Source organism: Pseudescherichia sp., from assembly GCF_032052675.1.
GTDB lineage: Bacteria > Pseudomonadota > Gammaproteobacteria > Enterobacterales > Enterobacteriaceae > Pseudescherichia.
In genome coordinates, this window is sequence record NZ_DAMBWA010000008.1 from 1 (window position 1) to 15,303 (window position 15,303).

The 15,303-nt window shown below is 56.0% G+C and carries 14 protein-coding genes; 7 read left to right on the forward strand and 7 right to left on the reverse strand.

Annotated features, from left to right (window positions below):
* Window positions 1-159: 159 nt before the first annotated feature.
* The 5 genes from pheP to betC form a co-directional block, all read right to left on the reverse strand.
* Window positions 160-1,554, reverse strand: coding sequence for a phenylalanine transporter (pheP, locus tag RTX96_RS12015; RefSeq protein WP_103821448.1), 1,395 nt, complete (start codon window positions 1,552-1,554; stop codon window positions 160-162).
* Window positions 1,555-1,761: 207 nt separating this feature from the next.
* A complete protein-coding gene (locus RTX96_RS12020) occupies window positions 1,762-3,969 on the reverse strand; it encodes a TonB-dependent receptor (protein WP_409418564.1) in 2,208 nt (735 codons plus the stop codon).
* Window positions 3,970-4,026: 57 nt separating this feature from the next.
* Window positions 4,027-5,118 (reverse strand): YncE family protein, encoded by a 1,092-nt coding sequence (locus RTX96_RS12025; RefSeq protein ID WP_312671084.1) that lies wholly within the window; start codon window positions 5,116-5,118, stop codon window positions 4,027-4,029.
* A gap of 212 nt (window positions 5,119-5,330) precedes the next feature.
* A complete protein-coding gene (gene choX, locus RTX96_RS12030) occupies window positions 5,331-6,278 on the reverse strand; it encodes a choline ABC transporter substrate-binding protein (protein WP_312671085.1) in 948 nt (315 codons plus the stop codon).
* Between the two features lie 2 nt (window positions 6,279-6,280).
* Window positions 6,281-7,822: a choline-sulfatase gene (betC, locus tag RTX96_RS12035; protein ID WP_312671086.1), complete on the reverse strand. Its 1,542-nt coding sequence runs from the start codon at window positions 7,820-7,822 to the stop codon at window positions 6,281-6,283.
* A gap of 105 nt (window positions 7,823-7,927) precedes the next feature.
* On the opposite strand from betC, the gene RTX96_RS12040 reads away from it, so the two are divergent.
* The 7 genes from RTX96_RS12040 (at window position 7,928) to RTX96_RS12070 (ending at window position 13,924) form a co-directional block, all read left to right on the forward strand.
* Window positions 7,928-8,860, forward strand: a complete 933-nt coding sequence (locus RTX96_RS12040; RefSeq protein WP_312671087.1) for a LysR substrate-binding domain-containing protein — start codon at window positions 7,928-7,930, stop codon at window positions 8,858-8,860.
* A 99-nt stretch (window positions 8,861-8,959) separates the two neighbouring features.
* Window positions 8,960-9,793: an ATP-binding cassette domain-containing protein gene (locus RTX96_RS12045; RefSeq protein ID WP_312671089.1), complete on the forward strand. Its 834-nt coding sequence runs from the start codon at window positions 8,960-8,962 to the stop codon at window positions 9,791-9,793.
* A gap of 8 nt (window positions 9,794-9,801) precedes the next feature.
* Window positions 9,802-10,635 (forward strand): ABC transporter permease, encoded by an 834-nt coding sequence (locus RTX96_RS12050; protein WP_103821455.1) that lies wholly within the window; start codon window positions 9,802-9,804, stop codon window positions 10,633-10,635.
* Window positions 10,636-10,943: 308 nt separating this feature from the next.
* A complete protein-coding gene (locus RTX96_RS12055) occupies window positions 10,944-12,152 on the forward strand; it encodes a SpoIIE family protein phosphatase (protein WP_312671091.1) in 1,209 nt (402 codons plus the stop codon).
* 8 nt (window positions 12,153-12,160) lie between these two features.
* Complete coding sequence (locus RTX96_RS12060) at window positions 12,161-12,742, forward strand: SiaB family protein kinase (RefSeq protein ID WP_312671093.1); 582 nt, start codon at window positions 12,161-12,163, stop codon at window positions 12,740-12,742.
* The gene (locus RTX96_RS12065) at window positions 12,735-13,151 is read left to right on the forward strand and encodes a DUF1987 domain-containing protein (RefSeq protein ID WP_103821458.1); all 417 of its coding nucleotides are present in this window, start codon (window positions 12,735-12,737) and stop codon (window positions 13,149-13,151) included. The genes RTX96_RS12060 and RTX96_RS12065 overlap by 8 nt, the downstream gene beginning before the upstream one ends.
* A complete protein-coding gene (locus RTX96_RS12070) occupies window positions 13,145-13,924 on the forward strand; it encodes a GGDEF domain-containing protein (RefSeq protein WP_312671095.1) in 780 nt (259 codons plus the stop codon). Before RTX96_RS12065 ends, RTX96_RS12070 begins: the two co-directional genes overlap by 7 nt.
* Before the next feature lie 47 nt (window positions 13,925-13,971).
* On the opposite strand, the gene RTX96_RS12075 is transcribed toward RTX96_RS12070, so the two are convergent.
* Window positions 13,972-14,331, reverse strand: coding sequence for a hypothetical protein (locus RTX96_RS12075; RefSeq protein WP_312671097.1), 360 nt, complete (start codon window positions 14,329-14,331; stop codon window positions 13,972-13,974).
* A 335-nt stretch (window positions 14,332-14,666) separates the two neighbouring features.
* The gene (locus tag RTX96_RS12080; protein WP_312671099.1) at window positions 14,667-15,182 is read right to left on the reverse strand and encodes a cupin; all 516 of its coding nucleotides are present in this window, start codon (window positions 15,180-15,182) and stop codon (window positions 14,667-14,669) included.
* Window positions 15,183-15,303: the final 121 nt, after the last annotated feature.

The following is a 15,303-nucleotide window of genomic DNA, read 5'->3' on the forward strand; positions in this document are numbered from 1 at the left end:
GCCGGGTGGCGCTGTCGCTTACCCAGCCTACAAAGGCAGTTGGGCACCCTGTAGGCCCGGCAAGCGATAGCGCCGCCGGGCAATAGCAGAACGCCGGGTGGCGCTGTCGCTTACCCGGCCTACAAAGGCAGTTGGGCACCCTGTAGGCCGGGCAGAGGATTAGCGAGCCTTGCGGCGCAGCAGTTTGAAGGCGATAAACAGGAACGCGATCCACACCGGCAGCAGAATGGCGGACATCCGCATGCCGTCGATGGTGCACATCAGGCCCAGAATCAGCACTAAAAAGGCGATGCAGATGTAGTTGCTTGCCGGATAGAGCAGCGCTTTAAACTGTGTAATCCGACCCTGGCGACGCATCGCCGCGCGGAACTTCAGGTGCGCAAGACAGATCATGATCCAGTTCAGCAGCAGCGTCGCCACCACCAGCGCCATCAGCAGGCCAAAGGCCTCTTTCGGCAGCAGGTAGTTGATAACGATCACCAGCGAGGTGATGGCCGCCGAGAGAAACAGCGAGTTAACCGGCACGCCGCGGGCATTAACGCGGGTTAAAAACGCCGGAGCATTGCCCTGCACCGAGAGGCCAAACAGCATCCGGCTATTAGAGTAGACGCCGCTGTTAAAGACCGAGAGTGAGGCCACCAGGATAATAAAGTTCAGCGCCGAGGCGACGATGTTGCTGTCCAGCTCGTGGAAAATCATCACGAACGGGCTGCTGTCGGCTTTGACATCCACCCACGGATAGAGCGCCAGCAGCACCACCAGCGAGCCGATGTAGAAGATCAGGATACGGTAGACCACCTGATTGACCGCTTTCGGGATGGTCTTCTGCGGATCGCGCGCCTCAGCGGCGGTAATGCCGATCAGCTCCAGGCCGCCGAAGGAGAACATGATCACCGCCAGGGACATGATCAGCCCATGCCAGCCGGTAGCGAGGAAGCCGCCGTGCTGCCAGAGGTTATCGAAGGTGGCGCGCTCGCCGCCGTGGCCAGAGAAGAGCAGCCACAGGCCAAAGCCGATCATCGCGATAATCGCCAGTACTTTGATCAGCGCAAACCAGAACTCCATCTCGCCGTAGAGGCGGACGTTGACCAGGTTAGCGGCATTAATGACGATAAAGAACACGGCGGCCCAGACCCACGTCGGGACATCCGGCAGCCAGTACTGCATATAGATGCCCGCTGCGGTCAGCTCCGCCATGCCCACCAGCACAAACATCACCCAGTAGTTCCAGCCGGAGAGGAAGCCTGCGAAGGGACCCCAGTATTTCCAGGCAAAGTGGGAGAACGAACCGGAGACCGGCTCCTCGACCACCATCTCACCCAGCTGACGCATAATCAGAAAAGCGATAATCCCGGCAATGCCGTAGCCCAGCAGCACCGCTGGCCCGGCCATCTGAATTGCCGGACCGATGCCCAGAAACAGCCCGGTGCCAATAGCGCCACCCAGCGCGATAAGTTGAATATGACGGTTTTGCAAACCCCGTTGCAGCGTCGGCCCACTCCCCGACGCGCCATCTGCCTGTTGCTGGCCAGATGCGATTGACGCGTTTTTCACGCCCTACCCCTGTCTATTTTAATAAAGGGGCATCTTTTAACACTTAGCGTTACCGGTAGCAAGCAGACGAAAAGGCTGGCGTTGCCGCCAGCCCTCGCGACATCAGCAGAGTAACGCCCGGTGGCGCTTCGCTTACGCGGGCCTACAAACCCACACCGTTTCCAACGTAGGCCGGGCAAGCGCAGCGCCGCCCGGCATTTAAAAAGACTAGAAGTCGTAGCTCATCGATACCTTGAGGGTACGCGGATCGCCGCGGAAGATGTAGGTTCCGAGATCCTCAACGCCAGACCAGTACTTCTCGTTGGTCACGTTATCCACGCCCACGCGCCACACCATCTCGTTAGCATCCTGGTTCAGCTGCATCCGGTAGCGGACGCCCAGATCGAGCGTGGTGTAGTCATCCAGCTTTTTGGTATTCGCAGCGTTGGCATACTGCGAGCCAGAGTGGTTCACGCGCGCCGTTGCCGTCAGGCCCTCTACCGGCTTGATGTCGTACTCCGCACCAAACACCATAAAGACGCTCGGGACACCGATAGCGTCCTTGCCGTCGTTGAGGCCGTTCTGCGTTTTGGTCATCTCAGCGTTAACCCACGTGGCGCTGCCGTTCAGGCGCAGGCCAAGCACCGGCTCGCCAAAGACGTTCAGCTCCACGCCGCGGTTACGCTGCTCACCGTCCAGCTTGTAGGGACCATTCGTACCGTACTGAATAGCAGAGGGCTTTTTGATCTCGAACAGCGCCAGGGTACCGCCGATGCGGCCGTAGTCGATCTTCACCCCGACCTCATTCTGCTTCGAGTGGGCAATACCGGTGCTCTGACCGAAGTTAGAGGCGCTTCTCGGAGCCACGGCGCCCGGCTGCAGCGCTTCGGTATGGTTGGCGTAGAGCGACAGCGCTTCCCACGGCTTATAGACCACGCCGTAGGTTGGCATCCAGCGGCTCTCTTCATAGCGCGAGCCGGCATCCTCTGCTCCGGTGGCGTTGTTGTAGTTGCGCACCACCACCTTCTGGTTACGCGCGCCCACGGTGAAGAGCAGGCTGTCATCCAGCACGCCCAGGGTATCGCTCAGCAGCCAGCCCTGGGTACGGTTCCGACTGGTGGTACGCGGATCGCCATAGTTACCGCCGAAGCTCGTATTGGCTGGCATCGCCACATCGCTCGGATGGTAGATGTTGACGAGCGGGTTGGTAGCAGCGGAGGACATCCGCCATGCGGTTCTGTCGCGCTTGATCAGCGCCGAATAGCCGACGTTGATTTTATGTGAGACAAAGCCGGTATCAACGTTGCCGCGCAGGCCCAGCATACCGCTGTTGGCATCGATATAGCGGTTGGTATCCAGACGGCTCGCCGTGGCGTCACCGTTGGCGTTGATCAGCTTCGGCGTGCTGTAGGTGCCAATTTCATGGGCCTGCTGCGCACCCGTGGCGGCGTAGGCGGTCCAGGCGTCGGTCAGATCATACTCGGCACGAGCCACGCCAAACTGGTTGTCGATGTCGTTATAGCTCCACTTCTGGCTGTAGTTGGTGCTGGGATCCGGTACGTCGGGAATGAAATCTACGCCAGTAATATTGACGCCCATGCCGCTGCCGTGGAAGGTCTTTTTCTGGTAGCCCGCATCCAGAGAGGTGCGCAGGCGATCGCCCCGGTAGTCGAGGCCGATCGAGGCCAGCGTGGTGCGGCGACGATCGTGATCCAGCGGAGCTTCGCCCTCACGATGCAGCAGGTTAATGCGCGTGCCAAACTGGTTGTTATCGCCAAAACGACGCCCCAGATCCAGCGAGCCGCCGACCATCGCCTGGCTGGTGTAGTCGACGCCCACGCGGGTCGTTGGCGTATCTTCCGCATGCTTGGGCTCAAGGTTGATCATCCCACCCACGCCGCTGCCCGCCGCGCCGTTCAGCAGACCGTTGGCGCCTTTAAAGATCTCGACACGCTCGATCATCTGGGTATCCACCACCTGACGCGGCACCACGCCCGGCAGGCCGCTCATGGTCATGTCGTCGCCGTCGAGCTTAAAGCCACGAATGCGATAGGTTTCGGCAGAGTTGCCGTAGCCCTGCACCGGCTGGACGCCTGCATCGTTGCGCACCACGTCGGCAATGGTTTTAGCCTGCAGATCCTCTACCGCTTTCGCAGTGTAGCCGATGACGTTAAAGGGAACGTCCATCGCTTTCTGCTCGCCGAGCATCCCCAGACGGCCACCGTGAGCTACCTGCCCGTCCAGATAGGCGGGAACCGGCACATCGCCGCCGGGGGTAAAATCGCTGGCCGGGGTGGCCTGCACCACAAGGGTATCTTCCTGATGGGTATTACTGGTGTCAGCGGCCGCTGCCTGCGCCGAATGGGCTACCGCGCCGATAGCCAGCGCAAGCAAAGACTTGCGCAAAGTGAGAGCGTTATTTTTTATGTTTCGCATCATTAACTCATATAAGAGCGTGGGTTAAAAAAATGGCCCGTTGCCGGGCCGATTGAATTACTGATTCAGGGCGATGCGGACAACGCTGTCCGGACCGTTGGTAGAGTGATCTTTATTGAAGGCCTGCTTGACGGTGACATAGAGGATCTGGCCGTCCGCAGAGATCAGCAGGCTGTTTGGGTTCGGCGGCAGATCCCAGACGTGCTTCACCGCGTAGGTAGTGCCGTCGAGGCTCAGCAGCTTGCCGGATTCACGCTGGCTGATGTAGATCTCGTTACGTTTCGGGTTAAATTTCACCGACAGGGAGTCACCGACGTCGAGCTGCTTGATCACCTTGCCGGTATGGATATCCAGCACCAGCGTGGTTTTTGCCTTCGAGTTATCGGTCACGAACAGGCGGCCGGTGGCGCTGTCTTCCGCGAAGTTAAGCAGCAGGGACTCTTTTTCTCCCAGCGGCTTCCAGCGCTTTTCCACCCGGTTATTGCGCGGGTTGATCACCAGGATCTCACCGCCGCCGTTGGCAGCATAGATGCGCTGGGTCTGCTCCGAGTAGTGCAGGCCGGTCATCCATTTACCGGTGTTTTTGATACGGGTTTTCAGCTTCATGGTTTTCGCATCCACCACCCAGATCAGCGCCGGATCGGCTACCGCGCCGATGTAGAGCAGGCCGTTATGCAGCAGCACCTGGCGTGCGCCGTACGGGAAGCCCTCTTTATTGCGCTCCGGGAAGATCGCCCGCGCCAGCACCTTGCCGTCGGCGGTGTTGATAGCGCTGATGCCCGCGTCCAGCGAGTTGGTGACGTAAACAGTTTTACCGTCCGGGGCGATATCCATGCCGAAGTTTTTCAGATCGGTATGGGTCGATCCGATCGTTTTTAAGGTTTTAGGATCGAGCTTATAGACCACCCCGCCCTGAACGTCTTTGAACCCTTCCGCGCTCGCTACGTACAGCGCATCGCCCGCCGGGCTTAACGCCAGCTCATAGACGCCCTCCGCCAGATCGCGCTTCACGACGTTACTCTGCTGAGCAGCCGCTGCCTGCGGTTTTTGCGCCTCGGCGGCCGGTTTTGCGCTGGCGGACGGGGTGGTATTGCAGCCGCTCAGCACTATTGCCACGCAGAGAGCCAGGGCAGAGGTTTTCATTTTCATCAGAAGCATCCTTAACCGTTCAAAGTCATTCATCAGGAAGGTAGCGCGCAGGCCAAAAGTGGCCTAACCAAACGCTAAAGAGAATGAGAACTATACTCATTATGAGTATGCGATCAAGAATAATTACCTTGAAAAGTTGATAAAAAACCACGCAGCTTCGCCTCAGAGAAGCTGCGTGGTTTTTAACAGGATTTTAATGCTGCCGTTATCGCTTACAGCCCCAGCGCCTTCAACACCACAGGCTTCGCCGGTTCCCCGGTGCGGGTGGTGACGCCAGCAAGCCAGCTATCCAGCAGTTCCGGGCGTTTTGCCAGCTCAGCACGGGCGGCTTCCTGTGCGCTCTGCTTATCATCCAGCACCCGGGTGATGACGGCGTTCTCCAGCGGGACGTCAAACTTCAACTGGCTGAAGAAGCGGTTGGCGTTCGGGCACTGGGTAGCAAAATCCTTACGCGTAACGGTATTGACCGTCGCGCTGCCGTAGTTAGCACCAAAGTAAGCGTCGCCACCGCTCAGGTAGGCCAGCTTAAAGCGGGTGTTCATGGCATGCGGCTCCCAGCCGAGAAACACGATCCACTCCTTACGCTCCACCGCGCGTGTAACCTGCGCCAGCATCCCGCTCTCGCTCGACTCCACCAGATTCCAGTTTTGCAGGGCGAAATCGTGCTTGTCGATCATCTTCTTCAGATTCTGGTTGGCCGGTGCGCCAGGGGCGATGCCGTAAATTTTATGGTTAAACTTGTCGGCGAACTTTTGCAGATCGGCAAAGTCTTTCACGCCCGCAGCCGCCACGTAGTCCGGTACGGCAAGGGTAAAGCGAGCCGCAGGCAGATTAGCGCCAAGCACCTTGACCGAGCCGTCGGCGGTAAACTTGCTGATAACCGGCTCCTGAGCGGGCATCCAGTTGCCTAAGAAAACGTCTACCTGTCCGGTTTTCAACCCCTGGTAGGCCAGCGCCACCGAGAGATTTTGCACCTTCTGCTGATAGCCCAGCGCGTTCAGCACCACGCCAGAGAGCGCGTTGGTGGCCGCGATGTCCGTCCAGCCCGGATCGGACTGGGTAATAGTGTCACAGCGCGCCTCTTCTGCGGCGATGCTGCTCAAAGGGAGCCAGCCAGCCGCAGCCAGCAGAACGCATTGCGTGAGTGTTTTCATCTTCATTATTATTTTCCTGCTGGTTGGTGAAAAGGACGCGGATAGCGGGCAAAGGCCTCTTGTTCATCCAGCGTTTGATGGTTACGAATATAGCGCTCCGATGCCGCCAGGAAGGGCTGGTAGTCCCACTTGGGAATGGCGTCGCGTCCGGCAATGCGGGTCAGAAAGAGTCGTTTCTGCTGGCTGGCCAGCACCTGCTGATGGAGCGCATCCAGATCCCAGCGGGAGCGTACCTCGCTGGCAAAAGAGTGGGCCTGATCCTGGAAGCGCGCATGGCTCGCCAGGTTGACCCGCTCATAGGGATCCTCATCGAGATTGAAAAGCTGCGGCGCTTCGCTGAAAGAGTGAATGTATTTCCAACTGCCACGGCGGATCATCAGCATCGGGCCAAGCGCGCCCTCGGCAAGGTATTCACTCACCGCGTCGTCAGGCCCCGCTTCGCCCTTCAGGTGCGGCACCACGCTGCTGCCGTCGAGAGGAGAAATCGCCTGCGATTTACGATCTTCGCCGGAAGCCAGCTCCACCAGGGTAGGCAGCACATCGACCAGCGAGACGCTCTGGCTTACCCGGCGCGGTGCGAAACGTTTAGGGTTGTGCACAATAAAGGGAATGCGCACGGCGTTTTCAAAGAAGGTCATCTTGTACCAAAGGTCGCGCTCGCCGAGCATCTCCCCGTGGTCAGCGATGACCATCACCACGGTATTTTCCGCCAGCCCGGTCTCCTCCAGGGTGCGCACCACCTCGCCAAAGCAGTCATCGACGTAGGCCATCGCGCCATAGTAGGCGTGGCGCGCACGGCGGATATGATCGTCGGTAATTAACCCCTCTTCCAGCTGATACATGGCGCGCAGTCGGGCTGAGTGGGCATCGTCCTCCACGTCCCCCCTGCGGGTCTTCGGCATGTCGATATCCGCCTCGTTAAAGCGGTCAAGATAACGCTTTGGAATAGCAAAGGGATCGTGGGGATGGGTCAGAGAGAGCAGCAGCATAAACGGCTGCTCGTCGGGCCGCCGCGCCGCATCGTAGAGCCGCTGGCGCGCCTGGAAGAGCGCATCGTCGTCAAAGTCGAGCTGGTTAGTGCGCACGCACTCCCCTGCTTCCAGCACTGAACTCATATTATGAAACCAGTCCAGGCGGCGCTCCGGATGGTGCCAGTCCGGCGTCCAACCAAAATCTGCCGGGTAGATATCGGTGGTCAGGCGCTCATCGAAACCGTGGAGCTGATCCGGGCCGCAAAAGTGCATCTTGCCGGAGAGCCAGGTGCGATAACCCTGCTCGCGCAGATAGTGGCAAAAAGTGGGCGAATCAGCATGGAATTCGGCTGCGTTATCAAATACCGAATTGCGCGAAATAAACTGCCCGGTCATCAGCGACGCACGCGACGGTGCGCAAAGCGGGCTATTACAGTAGGCAGATTCAAACACCACCCCTTCGCGCGCTAATTTATCGATATTCGGTGTCAGACTAACCTTATTACCATAGGCTCTGAGGGCGCTGGCCGTTAACTGATCGGCCATGAGAATAACGATATTCGGTTTATTCATAAGCATGAAGCGTCCAAAAATAAAATAAAAAAGAAAAACGTGTTAGGTTTATCTCACGCTTATTTATCCCTGTGAAGGGGTTATTTCATTATCGTGACATAAGGTGGGCTAATGACAGGAAAATTACAGCTTCCGCCTCTCCAGGCGCTGGTGGTATTTGAAGCAGCGGCGCGTTTAGGTAATTTTACCGCCGCCGGACATGAGCTGGGACTTTCCCAGCCGGCAGTCAGCCAGCGCATTCAGGCATTGGAAAACGTTGTTAATGCTCCGCTATTTGAGCGGCGTCACCGGGGGGTTCAGCTTACCGAGGCAGGTAACAGCCTGTATCTCATTGTGCGTAATAGCCTGAACGAGATCAGCGAGCAGCTGGAGCGTACCCGACACCAGCGTAGCGTGCTGCGTATCGATACCGATATGGGCTTCGCCAGCTACTGGCTGCTGCCGCGCATGGAGCGGCTTCAGCAGCTTATTCCCGGCGTAGAGGTGCAGATCGCTACCTCGCCCAATGACTATAGCTTTCGTGACAGCAACGCCGATCTGGCCATCTATTTTGGTCACGGAAACTGGGCGGGAACCCAGACCCAGCGGCTCTTTCCCGAAACGGTTTTTCCGGTGTGCAACCAAAAAATTAAGCAGCAGCTTCAAGAGGATAAACGGCCAGAATCCCTGCTGGCGTTTCCGCTGCTAAAGCTGCCAGAGACCCGGCCCCAGCGCTGGATGACGTGGGAGGAGTGGTTCCGCCAGCACCACGTTTACGGCCAGAGCCACACTGCCTCGCGCACCTTTAACGCTTACTCGCTGGTGATCCAGGCGGCACTGGAGGGTCAGGGGATCGCCCTCGGCTGGCAGCCGCTTATCGCGCCGTTCCTGGCAGATAATCGGCTGGTGCAGTGTGGGCCGCAGCTGCGTACCGAGCGCGGTTACTATCTTATTTCTGCCAGCGGCAAACCCACCACGGCCCAACAGGAAAAAGTAAAAGCCTGGCTATTAGATGAGGCATGGAGTTTTCATTTAACGGAAAAAGCTTTGCCAGAAATTATCTAAGCTAATGCTTATTATGTATATCCAAAAAAGCAAAATAGTTTTTCGCCCGCCAGGGGATTACGTTAATGTCATATAGCTTATAAATATTAAGATGAAACTATGTCACAGCCACTATTTCAGCTCAAAGCGGTTAATAAGAACTATTATCCCAGCGGCGGGAAGCGCTTTTTTTCCCGGCGTCCGCAAACGTCCGGCGTTAACGCGCTGAACAATATTAACTTAGAGATTTTTGCCGGTGAGATCTTTGTCATTGTCGGTCTCTCCGGCTCGGGCAAATCAACTCTGCTGCGTACCCTTAACCATCTCATTCCGGCCAGCTCCGGCGAGGTGATATTCCAGGGCCAGACGCTGGCCGCTCTGCCACCAGCAGAGCTGATTGCCCTACGCCGCCAGCATATCGGTATGGTTTTCCAGTCGTTCGCCCTGTTTGAAGAGCGCAGCGTGCTGGACAACGTGGCGTTTGGCCTCGAGGTAGCCGGCGTTGCCCGTCCGCTTCGCCATCAGCAGGCGCGCGCCATGCTGGAGAAGGTTGGCCTGGGTGATGTTGCCGACAGCTATCCCCATCAGCTCTCCGGTGGGATGCAGCAGCGCGTGGGGCTCGCCCGGGCGCTGGTGGTTAACCCCACCGTGCTGCTAATGGATGAAGCCTTCTCCGCTCTGGATCCGATCATCCGCCGGGAGATGCAGTCGCTGTTGCTAACGTTGCAGGCGGAGTCCCGACGCACCATCGTATTTGTGACTCACGATATGGAGGAGGCGCTGCGCCTGGGCACACGCATTGCGATTATGGAGAAAGGCGAGCTGGTACAGGTTGGCAAGCCGGAGGCGCTGATCAACGCCCCCGCTACCGCCTACGTACGTCATTTCTTCTCCGGCGTGGACGTTTCGCGCTGGCAGCTGGCGGAAACCTATGCCGATGTCTGGACGCAGTAAGGAGCAACATGCGCTATCCCTTAGACTTTAGCCGCCAGATTGACGATGCGGTACATACCCTACTGGCCCACGCGGGCGGTTTTTTCGATGGTTTTGCCCGGGTGGTGGATGCTTTTGCCGGTGGGCTGGAGCAGCTGATTGGCGCGCTGAATCCGTGGGGCCTGGTGATCCTGGCCGTGGGATTGAGCGCGTGGCGTATCGGCAAAGGCTTTGCCCTCTTTGCCTTGCTTGCCACCCTCTATATTATCTACAGCGGCTACAGCGATCACGCCGCCGTGACCCTGGCCCTTACCCTCTCTTCTACCTTTTTCAGCCTGCTGATCGGTATCCCGCTTGGGATCTGGAGCGCCAGGCGGGCGCGGGTGGGCAGCGTGGTGCGTACCCTGCTCGACTTTATGCAGACCATGCCAGCGTTTGTCTATCTGATCCCGGCCACTATCCTGTTTGGCCTCGGACGTCCACCGGGCATCTTTGCCACCATTCTCTTCTCCATGCCGCCGGTGGTGCGTTTGACCGACCTTGGTATTCGCCAGGTAAATAGCGCACGCATTGAAGCCGGTATCGCCTTCGGCTGTACGCCGTGGCAGCTACTGTGGAAAGTGCAGCTTCCGGCAGCACAGCCGTCCATTATGGCCGGTGTTAACCAGACCATTATGATGGCGATGTCGATGGTAATTATCGCTTCAATGGTGGGCGCAGGCGGCCTCGGTAACGACATCCTCAGCAGCATCCAGCAGCTTGAAATTGGTCTGGGACTACAGAGTGGCCTGGTGGTCGTATTGATGGCTATCCTGCTGGATCGCCTGTCAGCCAGTTTTGCCCGTCAGCGGCACCGTGAATAAGTCATAGTAACGCCCCCAATAAAGATGGGGTTGCAACTTCAGATGATAAAGATTATCTTTCTCATCACTGAGTAGTTGAGTAAATAGCTCAGGTATTCAGTACGACATTGCTCACATTGCTTCCAGTATTTACTGCCCGCCCTGCGCGGGCTTTTTTTTGCCTGCGAATGGGCGTGCGTTATGGCTAGAGTTTGCCTTTAAGCTGGATAAAATAGCGTTGTAATCTCAGGCAAGTGATTGAAATAAAAGCGTCATATTACGGATTTATTCTAGGATAAATCTTACTTGCTGGGAAAACGCCGGTTATTATGGAAATACCTCTCTCCTCGCGCCAGTTAAACGCAGGCATGTTACGCATCGCGGTACCGCACGTGACTCCCGAATCCAATAATCAGCAGGTCATGGCCCTCTTTAGCGAACATAAAACGCTAATCGGCCTGCCGGTGCTGGAAAATAGCCGTCCTCTCGGCATGATTAACCGGCACATTTTTCTCTCTCAGATGAGTCGTCCCTTCTTTCATGAGCTCTACGATCAAAAGAGCTGTATTGCCTTTATGGATAAAACACCGCTCATTGTCGAAGCCAGCGCAGGGCTGGAGTATCTCGCCGAGCGGGTAATCGAAACTGGCGATAAGGCGGTGACCGAAGGCTTTATCCTGACCGATGAGGGACACTATTTAGGTATCGGGTTGGGTATTGACCTGATCAAAACGGTCTCCGATCTGCAGGCCAAGCAGCATTTCCAGATCATGCAGAGCATTGAGTATGCGCGGGTGATCCAGGAGTCGATGCTGAGCCGCTCGCGGCAGGGCATCGAGGAGAGTCTCAACGAGTGGTGCCTCTACTGGCAGCCGCGAGACTGCGTGGGCGGCGACATCTACGCTTTTCAGCGCGACGAAAACGGCTGGCTGGTGGTGATTGCCGACTGTACCGGCCACGGCGTTCCCGGCGCGTTTATGACCTTTATCTTCGCCTCTGCGCTGGAGAAGGCGCTCACTCTGGCCCCGGCGAATGAGCCGGAACGCCTGCTGGCGATCGTCAATCGCCACATTAAGCAGACCCTGAGCCAGCTGCATCCCAGCGCCGACCTTAATCAGTCTAATGATGGCTGCGATGCCATCGCCATTTATGCCGACAGCGTTAACGCGCAGCTGATTTGGGCCAATGCACGGATGCACGCCTTTATGCTGGGCGTAGAAGATGAAGAGGTCAGCATGCTTGAGTCCGACAGAAAAGGCCTTGGCTATACCGATACGCCTGCGGACCAGCAGTGGCGTCGCTTCCAGCGCCCGTTGCGCATTGGCGATCAGATGATGGTTGTTACCGATGGCGTGACGGATCAGATTGGCGGCGAGCGCAGCATTATGTTTGGTAAGAAACGCATTCAGTCTCTGTTATTACAGAACCGATCTCTGCCAATGAGCGCCCTCTCTGGTGTGCTGCTGGAGGGGCTCCAGGCCTGGCAAGATAAGGAAGCGTCGCGTGATGACATGACGTGGTTTGGTTTTCGCTGGTGAGAGATAACATGAAATTTAATGACCTGCAGGTCAAAGAGGCGGTTCTGCTGCCGTTAATTACGCTACAGAGGCAGAGTGCGGTAGAGCTATTTTATACCGGCTATTTTTCGCAGCAGCATATCGTGGCGATGGGTGACGTCGTGCGGGCATGGCTGGATAAGCACGAATCCTCCCTGCCGCTGCGCCGCCGGCTCTTCTCTGTGTTTATTGAGATGGGGCAAAACATTGTGCGCTACTCCGGCGACGAGCGTTACATTGGCACAGATAAAGAGGAGCTGCGCTTCGGCTCGCTTTGTCTGCATACCGATCGGGCCAACTACTATCTGGAAACGGCTAACCTGGTGGGATACGAAGAGTCCTCTCTGCTGCAGAATAACCTCGACATGCTGCGCACGATGACCCAGGCGGAAATTAAGCAGGCCTGGAAACAGAACTTACGCAGTGAAGCACCCGCGACCAGCAAAGGGGCCAATATCGGTCTGTTAACTATGGCGCGAGATACCAGCGAACCGCTGGAGTACCGCATTCATCCTCTGGCGGCCAGTTCCCTGTCCGCCTTTCACCTAAAGGCCACCTTTTGCCATGACTGATACCACACTGCCCACCGCGATTGTGCTTGCAGCAACCTCTGCCACACCGGAAGTGAACTTTGACTTTGCGGCGCATCGTCTGGTGCTAAAAGGTGAAGCCTACCCGGAAAATGCCGCCGCCTTCTTCCGCCCGCTGTTGCAGGCCGTAGAGAGCTGGCTGCAGGAGATCCCTGCCGAATCGGCTCCGCTGCAGCTACACGTTGCCCTGAGCTACTTCAACAGCTCCAGCACCAAACTGCTGTTTGAGTTTTTCGAGTCACTCAACGGCTTCGCGAAACGAGGTAAAGCCTGCGAGCTGCACTGGTATTACGATGCGGATGACGATATTTCTGAAGAATTTGGCCAGGAGGTCAGCCTTGATTTTCCCGCGCTTGCTGTCTTTTTAACGCCGGACCTTAACGCATGTTAGATATTAACGAGCTATTCCAGGAGGAGTACGCCGTCCTGGAAGACGCCCGGGTAGCCGCCGCCGATGCGCGGCTACCTGCCGAAGAGTGTCGTGAAAAGCTGTGGACGGTGGCAAAACACTATCAGCGGCTCATCCGCCAGTCTTATCGCCTGATCTCCCGTAGCGATCGGGCCGAGCGCGAATTAACGCGCATGAACGAGGAGCTGCAAAAGCTGGCAGCCCGCCTTGAGTATGAAGCGACACACGATCCGCTTACGGCCGTTTATAACCGCAGCGCGATCATTAACCACATTAACCGCGCGCTCACGCAGGGCAACGTAGCGCTGATCCTGCTGGATATCGATCACTTTAAACGCATAAACGATGAATACGGCCATCCAATGGGCGATAAAGTCATCTGCTCTCTGGTCTCGCGTATACGCCATGCCCTCCCCTCGCAGGCATCTATTGGCCGGGTAGGTGGCGAAGAGTTCACGATTTTATTACCCTATGCCCGGCTGGAAGAGGCGGTAATTATTGCGCGCTATCTTCACGCGTCGCTTAATGCCTCCCCGCTGGACTGCCTTGCCCAGCAATATGTTACGGCGAGCTTTGGGGTTAGCCTTGGTACGCGCTACAGCGATTTTGAAGCCCTCTATAGCGCAGCTGATGTTGCGCTATATACAGCAAAAAAACGCGGCCGTAACCAGGTTGCTTTACATGAGTCACTATTTCACCAAGCAATTAAACCAGCCGCTATTTCGTCATTACATGAAAGCCTGCGCGCGGGATAACCCCGCAGGCAAAATATATTATATTTTAAAACAGGTAAGAGTTCTGCTCAGCAAATAATATCCCGACGATTGCGATAAACTAATTTCACAGGCCGAATAATCGAAAAACTTCGTGAAATAAACTCATTGGTCGTGAGGTATCTCTCCTCCTCATTCTCGTCAACCAGCCGCCAGAGGCCCGTAAGCGCATCATAACCGAGCATTTTCTCACCGGCAGGCGTTTCAACCCGGTATTCACCTGAGGGCAGATAACCTGAGGAGAACTGTAAATGCTTACCCGGCTCGCCTTTAATAGCATGTTCAATTTTTCTGAACCCAACAGGGACTAAATGGAAGCTATAAAAGGGTAAGCTATTAATTTTTAAGTTAGAAAAAGTTGATATAACTTCATTCTCTCTTGTTAACACTACCTATTTTAGAGTAACTGTCGAAGAGGGTAAAAGCTCCGGGAATAGGCATTCCACTTTAAAATAGATTATCTGCATACATGCCTCTGGCTATCATGCTTTGTTATGAAAACTTATATATCACTTACCTTTTATAGCGTATCCAACAGTAAACCACATTATTTTCAGAATATATCGAGTCTGAGTGGGTAATAATTACACAGATTTACATTTGTAAAGCGCTATTTATTAATTATAGAGATAATTTTTGTGAGTCTATTAGCAAAAACTGGCGATGGTATAGCAATACATTTTTCAAAGTGCAAAATATGCTATTACTAATATGTTAGCGCTGCTTAAATCTTTATCCAGTAGTCAATAAGCGGCCCTGCATTTCCATAAACGGGGTCACGGTGTGGGAATGGCGCCTTGGCAATCGCGTCCAGCATTTGCTGAGTGGGTGCCCCGCGACAGAGATCAAACTGCTGGTCCGGCGGGTAGGCTCCTACCACGGTGAAATCGTCACTGCTGCGCAGATTGCAGTGACCCGTTCCCGCAGGCAGCAGCACAATATCGCCGCCGCGTACAGCCACCTCCTGCCCCTCCGGGCCACCCAGCATAAGCAGAGCGTCACCGCGAGCAACGGCCAGCACCTCATGAGCATTGCTGTGGTAATGATGGTAAGGGTAAATGCCATCAACCCACTGCGCAGGCCAGCCGTTTTTTTCAAACAGCTGCTGCGCCGTTTGAACAGCACTCTCGTCAGGGATAAATATCTGGCGATAAATAAGCACAGGCAAATACGGGTTATTCGGCACCCAGTCATTAGCGGCTAGCAGCAGAACAGAGGTTGAGTCGGTTACGTCCGGCATGGTCTCTCCTCCAAAATAAAGGGGGTTATTTTAGCGTAGCCACTTCCGTTACCCGACGCCAGAAATGAGCCTTGCCAGCCAGTGCCAGACGCAAGTTTCTTTTTCCCGCAGCTGAAAATGG